Source organism: Paenibacillus sp. 01T422 (assembly GCF_056398785.1).
The window spans coordinates 1-12288 of the sequence record NZ_JBFTQB010000100.1 but is presented as its reverse complement, the minus strand read 5'-3'; the positions used below and the strand labels follow the sequence as shown (position 1 = coordinate 12288).

At 48.8% G+C, this 12288-nt stretch carries 8 protein-coding genes; 7 read left to right on the top strand and 1 reads right to left on the bottom strand.

The window, feature by feature from the left end; all coding sequences use genetic code 11:
• The first annotated feature begins 243 nt into the window (after nt 1-243).
• The 7 genes from AC1DUA_RS07955 (at nt 244) to AC1DUA_RS07925 (ending at nt 11450) form a co-directional block, all read left to right on the top strand.
• A complete protein-coding gene (locus AC1DUA_RS07955; protein WP_477499218.1) occupies nt 244-1194 on the top strand; it encodes an ABC transporter permease in 951 nt (316 codons plus the stop codon).
• A 31-nt stretch (nt 1195-1225) separates the two neighbouring features.
• Nucleotides 1226-2101: a carbohydrate ABC transporter permease gene (locus AC1DUA_RS07950; RefSeq protein ID WP_477499217.1), complete on the top strand. Its 876-nt coding sequence runs from the start codon at nt 1226-1228 to the stop codon at nt 2099-2101.
• Nucleotides 2102-2118: 17 nt separating this feature from the next.
• A complete protein-coding gene (locus AC1DUA_RS07945) occupies nt 2119-3201 on the top strand; it encodes a hypothetical protein (protein ID WP_477499216.1) in 1083 nt (360 codons plus the stop codon).
• A 30-nt stretch (nt 3202-3231) separates the two neighbouring features.
• Entirely contained in the window at nt 3232-4335 is a 1104-nt protein-coding gene (locus AC1DUA_RS07940; protein WP_477499215.1) for a glycoside hydrolase family 88/105 protein, read from the top strand.
• 115 nt (nt 4336-4450) lie between these two features.
• Entirely contained in the window at nt 4451-9643 is a 5193-nt protein-coding gene (locus AC1DUA_RS07935) for a bacterial Ig-like domain-containing protein (RefSeq protein ID WP_477499214.1), read from the top strand.
• 406 nt (nt 9644-10049) lie between these two features.
• Nucleotides 10050-10760 (top strand): metallophosphoesterase family protein, encoded by a 711-nt coding sequence (locus AC1DUA_RS07930; RefSeq protein ID WP_477499213.1) that lies wholly within the window; start codon nt 10050-10052, stop codon nt 10758-10760.
• A gap of 66 nt (nt 10761-10826) precedes the next feature.
• A complete protein-coding gene (locus AC1DUA_RS07925; protein WP_477499212.1) occupies nt 10827-11450 on the top strand; it encodes a GyrI-like domain-containing protein in 624 nt (207 codons plus the stop codon).
• Between the two features lie 162 nt (nt 11451-11612).
• On the opposite strand, the gene AC1DUA_RS07920 is transcribed toward AC1DUA_RS07925, so the two are convergent.
• A partial coding sequence (locus tag AC1DUA_RS07920; RefSeq protein ID WP_477499211.1) for a DODA-type extradiol aromatic ring-opening family dioxygenase occupies nt 11613-12288 on the bottom strand: 676 nt, incomplete at its 5' end.

Genomic DNA, 12288 nt, shown 5'->3' with positions numbered 1-12288 from the left:
GTTATCAAGGATGCAACGAACAAATACATTTACGGCAGCATTGATAAAGCCGGATTCGATAAAGCCATCGAGGACTGGAAAAACCGCGGAGGCAACAAAATCATCGAAGAATACAACGCACTATACAAAAAATAAGTCGTGGACAGGAACTAAGGAAATCATACTGGTTTCTAAGCGGGGAGGCTGCTGGTCATCAGGAGCAGTCTTCTCGTTTTTATGAAACACCCGGAAAGGAAGAGAATTATGCAGGATGTACATGCTGTGCAAAGCGTGGTGGAAAGGAAACAGAGCAGTGAACTAGGCAGGCGGCTATGGAGGAATAAATGGATTTATATCATGCTGCTGCCGGGTATTTTGTATTTTATCGTGTTTAAATATGTCCCGATGTACGGATTGATCATTTCGTTCCAGAACTATAAGCCTTTCAAAGGGGTTAGCGGGAGCGAATGGGTTGGTTTTGAACATTTTCAGCGGTTGTTTACTGAGCCTGACTTCTTGAATATTTTGAGTAATACGTTAATTTTGTTTGTGATGAACATCCTGTTTTACTTCCCAATCCCGATCATTATGGCTTTGATGCTGAATGAGGTGAGAGGGGAATTTTTCAAGAAAACGTTCCAAACGATCGTCTATTTACCTCACTTTATGTCCTGGGTCATCATCGTTTCAATCTCTTTCGTTATGTTGACGATGGACGGGGGGATTATTAACGACATTATTGAATATTTTGGCTTTGAGAAAGTTAATTTCCTGTTGGCTCCGGAATGGTTTAGACCGATGTACATTCTTCAAGTCATCTGGCGGGAAGCCGGCTGGGGGACGATCATTTATCTGGCAGCGATTGCTTCTATTGATCCAGGATTATATGAGGCAGCACGTATGGATGGTGCAGGACGTTTGCGCCAAATGTGGCACATTACGCTTCCAGCTTTGCGCAGTGTCATTATTGTTTTGCTAATTTTGAAAATTGGTGCGGTTCTCGAACTCGGTTTCGAACATGTGTACTTGCTGCTTAACTCTATGAACCGAAATGTTGCGGAGATCATTGATACTTATGTATATACAGCGGGTTTAAAACAAGGCCAATTCAGCTACAGCGCGGCGATCGGATTGTTCAAATCGTTCATCGGACTTGTTCTGGTGATGATGGTCAACCGGATCGCGAAGAAAATGGGCGAAGAAGGCGTGTACTAAGAAAGGCAAAGAAAGGCAGGAGGGCTGCACCATGGTAGAAGATAGAACTTTAGCTGGGCGAATGTTTAGCATCATTAACTATTTGGTCTTAACGATTATTGGCTTGATCACAGTGATTCCTTTTGTACATGTCGTGGCGGGATCTTTTACGACCAGCGCGGAGATGGCGGCGAAGAAGTTCGTCATTATTCCGACGGATTGGAGCATTGAGGCGTATAAGTTTATTTTTTCGACGAATACGATTTTTAAAGCGATGGGTGTTTCCATCTGGACGACACTGCTCGGAACGATAATCTCGATGTTCATCACAGCCCTTATGGCATACGGCTTGTCCCGCAGAGATGTGGATGGCCGCAAAGTGATCATGTTCATGGTTGTTTTCACGATGTTGTTCCACGGCGGTTTAGTGCCAACGTTCCTGGTTGTAAAAGAATTAGGGATGATCGACTCGTATATGGCCTTAATCTTGCCGTCGGCAGTTTCAGCGTTTAACTTGATTATTTTGAAAAATTTCTTCCAAAACATCCCCGAAGGGTTGGAAGAGTCAGCGAAAATCGATGGCTGCAGCGACTTTGGCATTTTGTTCCGCATTGTATTGCCTTTGTCGATGCCGGCGATTGCGACAATTTCCCTCTTCTATGCCGTGACATATTGGAATACCTACCTGAGCGCGATTCTCTATCTGAATGAGAGCGCTAAGTGGCCGATTCAAGTATTACTGAGACAAATTGTCGTTCTCGCAAGTGGAATGGATCACAGTGTAGATCTCGACAGCGTGACACCTCCTCCGGCCCAGTCGATCAAAATGGCGGTTATCGTCGTAGCGACATTACCGATCCTGATTGTTTATCCGTTCTTGCAAAAGCACTTTGCTAAAGGCGCGATGATCGGTTCCATCAAAGGGTAAAAGAAAGGAATCCAAACATGCAGATGCCTAAGCATATCGAAGAAATCCGCGAGCTGCTTGCGGACATGGACGGTTTGTTTGCCGGGTTTCATGACTGGCTGTGGGGGCAGTACGACGCGGAAAGCGGCGGATTCTATTACGCCAATAGTTCTAAGCAGCTGCCCGGTAGTGGTGGTGTCCCAGACATTGAATCAACAGCGCAAGCGCTCAATATTATTGAGCGCTTCGGCTTACTAAGCGGCCTGCCGGAGGAGATGAAGCGGGGAATTACACGCTTCTTCCAGAGAAGGCAGGACCCTGTGTCGGGTTATTTCTATGATGCGAATCCGCTCATGCGCGAAGATGAAGTGATGGTGGCGAGGGCCATCTCCTACAGCCGCAACGCGCTAACGAAACTCGGCGGGCAGCCCCTGTACCCGCTGCCTTATGAGGCGAAGCAAGCACCGGCTTATATGGATTCGCCGCAAAGCTATCTGGCATGGCTGCAGTCGGTGCCGCTCGTGAACAGCTGGCGGGGCTGCGACCGTCTGTCCACCTCCAGCGTGTATGTGCGGCAGGTAGAGCCGCAGGAGCGTAGGGCTGTCTACGCGAACACGGCTTTTGACTTCTTTGCAGAACAGCAGGACCCGCAAACCGGGCTATGGGGCGAAGGATCTTATTATGTGCGGATATCGGGGACGTTCAAGCTGCACATTTTTTATGATCACTTCGGAGTTCCGCTGCCACGCGAAGATCGCATTTACCAGAGCATCCTCACTGCGCTAAGGCAGGAGGAAGCAGCGGATATGTGTTACATCCGTAATCCGATTCACTTGCTTTCGTATATGAAGCTGTCGATCCCAGAGGAGGAGCTGCGCGAAATCATCCAGATTACGCTAGCTAATATGCGGAAACTGCTTCGCGCTGACGGTGGTTTCTCCCGTGAGCTTGCTCATTCTCCAACAGCGCCTAACGTCGCTCAGGTCAAGCAGGGCGAGGACTACCCTGACATGCCGAAGGCCGTCCACATTGGCGGCGGCGAGGTCGAGGGCGACATGAATGCAGGGACACAAGCGCTGCTAATCCGCTCCGTTTGCCACCAGTTGGCTGGGAATCCATAAATCCATATAGAATAGAGAGGGAAAATTACTATGATTGATCGGTATGCAAAATCACCTATGGAATGGGCGCGAGCTGCCTGTGATTCCATTATGAGCCAGTATACACCGATGGAGCTGCCGCCTGCCGGGCGTTGGCATTATCATCAAGGTGTGTTTTTATGCGGGATGGAAATGCTTTGGGAAGCTGACAAGGACGATCGTTATGATGCCTATATTCAGGCTTATGTAGATGGTCTGATTGATGATAACGGCAATCTCTACTTTGCTCGCGATGAGCTGGATGCGGTGCAGGCTGGACTTTTGTTGTTCCGTTTGGAGGCGAAGACGGGACGCGCCAAATACCGGATCGCTGCCGATAAGCTAAGAAACTTGCTTAACACGATCAACCTGACGTCAGAAGGCGGGTACTGGCACAAAGACAAGTATGCCTATAACATGTGGCTCGACGGTTTGTATATGGCGGGTGTATTCTCGCTGAAATATGCGAACGCATACGGTGATTTCGCCTTGCGCGCTACTGTGCTGCATCAAGAAGAACTGATGCGCAAATACATGAAAGACGACGCAACAGGGCTGCTCTACCATGCTTGGGACGAGAGTCGCAAGATGCCTTGGGCAAATGCCGAAACAGGCTGTTCACCGGAATTCTGGGGTCGTTCGCTTGGCTGGTACGGTCTAGCCATTGCGCAGTTCCTGGATGAGCTGCCTGCGGAAGAGCCAGGGCGCGGGGCCTTAGTGGACTCCTTACGTGAATTCGTTCATGCCTTGATTCGTTATCAGGATGCGGAGAGCGGACTGTGGTATCAAGTTGTTGACAAAGGCGATCAACCTGACAATTGGTTGGAGTCGTCCTGTACAAGTCTGTTCGTCTATACCATTGCCAAGGCGGTTAAGCACGGCGTTGTAGGCGGGGAGTGCGCGGCTGCTGCAGTGAAGGGCTATGAAGGCTTGATCCGTACGTTGAAATTCGATGAGCAGGAGCGGGTAATTCTACCTTTAATCTGCATCGGAACGTCAGCGGGGGATTATGAAAACTACGTAACACGTCCAACTAGCGAGAATGACCTGCATGGCGTAGGGGCTTTTGTAATGGCTTGTGTAGAAGTAGAGTCTCTCGTTAAGCAGACTGTATAAGGCATCTAAGAGAAGCAGACGTAAGAACAGAGCATCTCCTGTTAAGCGTCTGTTTCTTTCGCTGCGCAATGTAAACGCATACATTTTAATTATTAGATAAAAGGGGAAATGTGACTTGAAGAAACGACGTATGATTTCGCTATTAATGTCTGTGGTTTTGATGTTTTCGATGCTTCCGGTGGCGTTGGCTGCGGATCCGCCGGCAGAAATGATTTCGATTCCAGCCGAGAGTCAATGGCAGGGAAGTGTGTTTGGGGATATTGGCGGTACTCCAACAGCAACAAACTTTGGTATTACGGAGAATGCAGACCAAACGGTTGCCATTACTACGGCTAAAGTGGACAAAAGTAATAAAGGGAAAATTTCCGGAAGTAGTGAAGGCTTGGCCTACTATTTCCAGGAAGTTTCCGCCAATGACAACTTCGAACTTTCGGCAACAGTCAAAGTAGATACGTTTACGAATCCCGCTGAAAGCGAAAGCAACAGAAAGCAATCTTCCTTCGGCATTATGCTGAGAAGTAATATTTTAATGAATCAAAATCAAGGAGCATCACCTGGCCCGGTATTCACTGGAGAATATGTAGCCGTTGGAGCACTTGATCTAAAAATGATAGGTTTCTACAAAAATGCCGCTCAATCACAAGTGAAAACAGGATATGAATTCAGTGAGGCAGCTAACCCCGGTGCAGGTGTCAGTTACCCGTTGAGTATCAAAAAAATTGGCGGCGTATACTTGCTTAAAGTGGGCAATCAAACACAGGTGATAGATAATAGCACTGGAAACTTTGCGTATGCAGGGCTCTATGCAGCAAGGAACACAGCGGTCACCTTCAGCGACGTCAGCTTCAAGAAAGACACAAGATCACCAAGTAAGCTTAAGCTAGACACTACGTCAGTTAAAACCGACTACTTCGTGAGTGACAACCTTGATCTTACCGGTTTGAAAGTCATAGCTGTGTATCCTGACCTTCATGAAGAAGTGCTTTCGACTAGCGATTACCTCGTTACTGGATTTGACAATACCACAGCCGGAACGCATCCCATTACGATCCATTTCAACGGTCAGACGGCAACCATTCCTTTAAACATGAAGGACTTAGTCGTCACTGCCATGGACATCCGCTACAAGCCGGCCAAAACCGACTACTACCCGGAGGAGAGTTTCGATCCTCAAGGCTTGACGGTGCTGGGGCAATTCAACGGTGGCGACGTTTGGTCCGAACTGGCCAACTCGCAATATACATTCTCCCTTCCGCCGGCAGCGGCAACCGTATCGAACGCAACTTATAAATTCACGAATACACCGGGAACTCATACCGTTACGGTTAGATCCACAGTGACATCAACTACTTATGCAACGTTCGATGTTCATGTGACTAACGCCCAGTTGACGGGCTTAGACATCAAACAGATGCCGCAGAAAACGGAGTTTTTCGTTGGCAAAAATTTCGATCCAGCTGGCTTGGTTGTAGTGGCGAAGTACAGCGATGCTTCAACCGTTAGACTACTGAGAAGCGACTATACACTTTCAGCGCCAGATATGTCGACGGCGGGTACGAAAGAGATTACGGTAACTTATAAAAATGTGCCCGAGCTCGATAAGACAGTCAAGTTCCCAATCATCGTAAAGCAGAAAAGGATTACAGGAAGCCAAGTAACCGAATATCCGAAAACAACTTATGCGATTGGCGAGTCTTTTGATCCAGTGGGCTTAGAAGTGAAGGCCGTTTATGATAGCGGAGACACAGAACTGCTGAATGCTGGCGATTATACGCTGGATACCTCAGCATTCAACAGCACCAAAGCAGCCGTATATCCGATTACAATCCAACCTGTAAATACAGCAATTCCGTCTACCATCCTGCAAGTGTCCGTGGTTGAACCTAGGGAGCACGTGTGGAAAACAATTCGCTTCGGCCAATCCACATCCAATACGAACAACACGGTTACGGTCGTTGAGCCTGGGAAATCCGCTACGCTTGTCGCTTTAGAAGGCGGCGGTAAAGTGACAGGCGATCACGACGGGATTAGCTTTTATTATACGGAGCTGGATGCGGTCAAAGATAACTTTGAACTATCCGCAGATATTAAAGTTGCTGCGTATGCCAAGGATCCGTATGACGGCCAGGAATCCTTCGGCATCATGGCTCGAGATGCGATCGGGGCGGCTGGGGACTCCGCCGTATTTGCTTCCAACATAGCTGCCGTAGGCGGATATAGCGGCGGCACAACGAAACAGAACGGAACGCAGTTGTTCGTCAGAACAGGCGTAAGTGCCCCGAATGGCACAGGAAGCCAAGGCATCCAGAGCAAGATGCTAAGTGCAGTTAAACCAACGCTTGCGAATACATATCCGGCAGCCAACTATAAGTTAACGCTAACGAAAACGAATAGTGGTTTCACGGGTCGATTAAATTCCGATAAGACTGAGGAGATTTTCGCGCCGGACATCATGACGGTTCAGGATGGCGATAAAATGTATGTGGGCTTCTTCACTGCTCGTCTGGCAACGATCGAAGTGAGCAGCATAGATCTGAAGGTGACGGATGCCCAAACGGATGYGCCTAAAAAGGAACCTGCTCCAATAGCCGTCGAGCCGGATCTGAATTTGACGGGGCTGACGAGAACTTCAACGACCGCGTATACGTTTGGGCTAAAATCCAACGTCAGCGGTGTTGTGACAATCAAGCAAGGATCGAACTCCCTTGCGCAAGATGCACAAGTCCAAGCGGGGCAGCCCCTTGTGCTTAATACAACGGTTACGGCTAACACGTATACCAACTTTAGCGCGGCATTCGTGCCCGACGATACACAATATTTGACGAGTTACAGCAAAATCGTGGAGAACTTCACCGTCGATATGAAAACCTATGCGGATAACGGCGATATCTATGTATCACCAGCGGGGACTGCAGGCGGTGACGGCACGATCAACAGCCCGCTGGATCTCGATACGGCGGTTGATTACGTGAAAGCTGGCCAGAAAATCATCATGCTGGACGGCAGATATGTACGCAGCGCCAAGCTGGAAATCAAAAAAGGCAATGATGGCAAAGCCGATGCCATGAAATCTTTGGTTGCGGCGCCTGGGGCGAAGCCGATTATTGATTTCGACAAGAAGACGGAAGGTGTCGTGCTTAGCGCCAATTACTGGCATGTGAAAGGCATTGATTTCACTAGGTCTGCAGGCAACACGAAGGGCTTTACGGTTGGCGGAAACCATAACATCGTGGAGCTAAGCCGATTTTATGAGAATGGCGATACAGGTTTGCAAATTAGCCGTACCGATGAGTCCGATTCGGATAAAACGCTTTGGCCGTCCTACAATCTCATTCTGAATTGTGAGTCTTATGATAATGCGGACCCTTCAAATAACAATGCCGATGGTTTTGCTGCGAAATTGACATCGGGTGTGGGCAACGTCTTCCGGGGTGATATTTCCCATAACAACATTGATGATGGTTGGGATTTATACACGAAATCAGGGACAGGGGCGATTGGTTCAGTTGTGATCGAGAACAGCATTGCTTACAACAATGGTACGCTTACGAATGGCACGATAGGTGCGGGTGATAAAAACGGCTTTAAACTCGGCGGAGAAGGCATCCATGTGCCGCATATCATTCGAAACAGCCTGGCATTTGGCAATGGCGCATATGGGTTCGCGAGCAATAGCAATCCGGGGGTGCGGGCGGAAAGTGGAAATATTGCTTATAACAATGCCAAGGGAAATCTGAACTTTACGACGTATACGGGCATTCAGACTGATTTTCATATCGATGGCTTCATTTCTTACCAAAAGAATTACAACGCCAAAGATAATTATCCGGCAGCCTTGAATTCTGATACCAACTATCTGTTCGATGGTACCAAAAGTATGAACAAATCCGGTACGCAGCTAACGGATGCTAACTTTGCAAGTCTGGTTCCTACACTTCCGTATCAAAGGGATGTCGAAGGCAATATCATCTGGGGCAACTTCCTGAAGCTGGTTAGTCCGAGCCATCCATCACGGTCGGATTCAGGGGGCGGTTCAGTACCTGGTAACACAGCTCCTAGCAGTACGGTGAAAGAGGTATCGAGCGGTGTAGAAATAATAGGAGTGCCCGCTGTTGCGACGGTAGATGGGAAAAAAGTAACTACAATTTCAATTGTAGCTGATCAATTTAATAAGGCGATCGAGCTTCTTAAGAAATCGAATGAGAATACGATTATTGTTGAAGTAAAAGGCACGGATGCTGCAGCTGCAGTGGAAGTGCCGGCAAACGCGATAAGCGCCGGAGCGACAGCGACGCCGAACGCAGAGCTTTCGATTAGAGCGGGCAGCGTAACTTACAACTTGCCTCTCAAAGCATTAGATGTAGTAGCTTTAGCTGCGAGCTTGGGAACTGATGCCGGGAATGTAAAAATCAACATTTCCATTGAGCAGGTAACTGGTGCCGCTGCTGATCAAATAACGGCAAAAATGAAAGAAGCGGGCGTCACGCTGCTAGCCGCGCCTGTAGAGTTCATCATCGTTGCTGAGGGCAACGGCAAGAAGTTGGCTGTCACCGATTTCGGGAGTACCTATGTCACCCGAGTGCTGACCTTAGTATCAGCCGTTAACGCAAATCAAGTGTCGGCCGTATGGCTGAACCCGGCGACTGGGGAATGGACATTCGTTCCGGCGATCTTTAACGTCGTTAACGGCCAAACCGAAGTCACGATGAAACGTACGGGTAACAGTTTGTATGCCGTCGTCTCCTCTAATCAGACCTTTGAGGATCTGGCTGGTCATTGGGCCCGAGCTGATGTGGAGCTGCTGGCTTCCAAATTCGTGCTAAAAGGTGTGGCTGCTCATACCTTCGCGCCGGATGTCTCCATTACGCGCGCTGAATTTGCAGCACTGCTCGTTCGCGCTCTCGGGTTGAATGAAGCGGGCGCGAGCACGTTCTCGGATGTTCCGGCGAACAGCTGGTTCGCAGGGGCGGTTGGCGCATCGGCCAAGGCTGGCTTGATTGAGGGCTTTGAAGATGGCTCATTCGGACCCGGTGAGCGAATCACGAGGGAGCAGATGGCTGTCATGATCACACGTGCCATGAAGTTTGCAGGGCAGCAGCCTGCGGCTATGGATCTCGCTGGGCTAGCTAAGTTTAGCGACAGCCCTGCTATTCATGAATGGGCTAAAGAAGCTGTCGCCGAGGCGGCTAGCACAGGTATTGTGAACGGTGTAACGGATACAACGTTTGCGCCAGGCGCATCTGCGACCCGCGGGGAAGCAGCTGTTATGCTGAAAAGATTGCTGCAGAAGCTGCAATTTATGAACTAGAAAGGCGCCCGCGAGGGCGTCTTTTTTTTACGGTTCAAGGCATGCTTGTGGTTAGCTGCAATATGGCAACTGATTTTTCATTGGATGAAATCCAATAGAAAGGCCAGTTTGAGGGCGAGAATGTCCATTACATTGGACAAATTCCAATGCACTGGGTGAATTCGGTGCCAAATCACCCGATTTGACTGGACGCTATTGGATTTCATCCAACGAAGAGACAGGAGTCTCCCTCAAAAGCATGTTCCCATTGGAATTCGTCCAATGAAACGTACAGATGGTCGGCGACCAACGATCAAATGGTCTGCTTTTTGACATCTTCACCGTCTCAGACAGGTAATCACTATAATAAAATAGAATACTAGAGAGATTCATAGGGAATGAAGCATGACATCAGGGGGTACAGTAGATGAAAAGAACGTTAGTCGTAAGCGATATACATGGTTGCTTGGAGGAATTCAAACAATTACTAGTTAAAGTCAATTTCAATGCTGAGGAAGACCAACTTGTCCTGCTGGGAGACTATGTGGACCGCGGTCCAGACAGTCGGGGAACGGTAGAATATGTCATGCGCCTAGTGCGTGAAGAGGGAGCCATTGCGCTCAAAGGCAATCATGATCAGCGGTTCGTAGAAGTGCTGAGCGAAGTAGATCCATTGACGGAGATGAAGTTTTTCGAACATGGCGGGATCCAAACCTTCCAGAGCTTCTGCGGTCAGGCCAATCTGGATATCAAGCAATCCAAAGAGCGGATTTTGGGCAAATGCCTGGATCACATAACCTTTTTAAACAACCTTCCGCTTTATTACGAGGATGAGGGGCATATTTACGTGCACGCCGGGCTGAATCCCGCATTCGTTGACTGGAAAACACAGCCGGAACGCGACTTTTTGTGGATTCGTGCCCCCTTTGTTCAGCAGCCAACAGTTGTGAAAAAAACGGTCGTTTTCGGCCACACCCCAGCCAAAGATATTCATGGCAAAGCGGATGTGTGGTTTGACCGCGACAAAATCGGGATCGATGGCGGCTGCCCATACGGCTTTCAACTCAATTGTTTGGAAATCAAGGGGAACAACCAGTACACGACCTATTCTGTTGCCTCAAGAGGCAGCTGGAAATAGTCTTTAGCAAGAAAGATCAAGAAGCGAGACGTTCAATCACGTACACTGTGGATAGCAATTAAAAAGGTGTTTGAGCGAACGCCACTCGCCTATCGGAAGCAAGGTATTGTGACACCGTTATATGCCAAAGCGAATGTGCTGCAAAGGAAATTAAATCCCAATCCCTATTTAGGAGGCATACGCATGGACTATCAATTGAGAACGAAAGCGGCTTTTAAGCTAATTGGGTACGAACTGAAGACGACCTGCAAGGATGGGCAGAATCACCGAGACATTCCAGTTTTTTGGAACACCTATCTGCAAGAGAATAAGGGAAGCCGCATAGGTAATCGCGTTCACACGGATTCGCCGGTGGAGCTTGGCCTTTGTACGGATTTTAATATGGAGACTGGGGAATTAACGTATCTGATTGGGATGGAAGCTACAAGCTTCGAGGGTGTGCCTGCTGACTTGGTATGCCGCGAGTTTCCTGAGGCCAAATATGCTGTATTTACGACGCCAAAAGTTACGCCAGATCAATTCGTGGCATCAATTCAAAGCACGTGGAAGTCTATCTTTGCGGAATGGTTCCCTCATTCAGGCCTGGAGCATGCAGGTGGCGTGGAGTTTGAGTGGTATGATGAGCGATGCCATTCCGATAAGCATGATCAGATTCAGATCGACATCTACATTCCGGTCAAAGATAACTAACAGCTTGTAAACAAAATAACCATCATTTGTAATCGAAATGCAATCTTGTTTTCATCTGGGATTAAGGTTCGCGACCTATAATGAAATTCGACCCCCTTTTAATATATATATATACTTAAGACCCGCAGCCCGTTGCTGTGGGTCTCTTTTTGTCTACTCTTGTTAAAAGGATACAGACAGATAACTCAGCGAGCCGACTTCATAGCTTCGGTGAATAACTTGAGGCGTACGAGCCGGGTCACCGCTGCCCATTGCGATATAGAGCGGGATGAAGTGCTCTGGCCGCGGCACAGCCATGCGCGCATTAGGGGCTTCGGCAGCGTAATTGAATAACGCATTCAGGTTCTGGGCTTCCATGTTCTGCACGAGCCACTCGTCAAAAGCGACCGCCCAAGCATCCGGCTCCGTGGCTTCCCAGTTGAGCGCGCGTAGGTTGTGCACGGTGGCGCCGCTTCCGATGATCAGGATATCCTCCTGATCGAGGCCGCGCAGCGCTTCCCCAATGCGATACTGCTCGGCTGGCGGCAAGTAGGGATTCACGGACACTTGGATCACCGGGCAGACGGGTGTAGGGAACATGCGCAGCAGAGGCACCCAAGAGCCGTGATCCAGTCCGCGCTGGGCGTCCAAGTTCACTTGGATGCCTTTGGCTTGGAAGCGCTCGGCCAGTTGAGTGGCAATCGCTTTGCTGCCTTTTGCCGGGTACTTGATTTGGAATAGCTCCTTCGGAAAACCGCCAAAATCATAGATGGTATCATAGACATCATCGGTTGAGGAGATAGTAAGGACTTCAGTTTCCCAGTGAGCCGTAAAAATAACGATGGCTTTGGGTGAAACC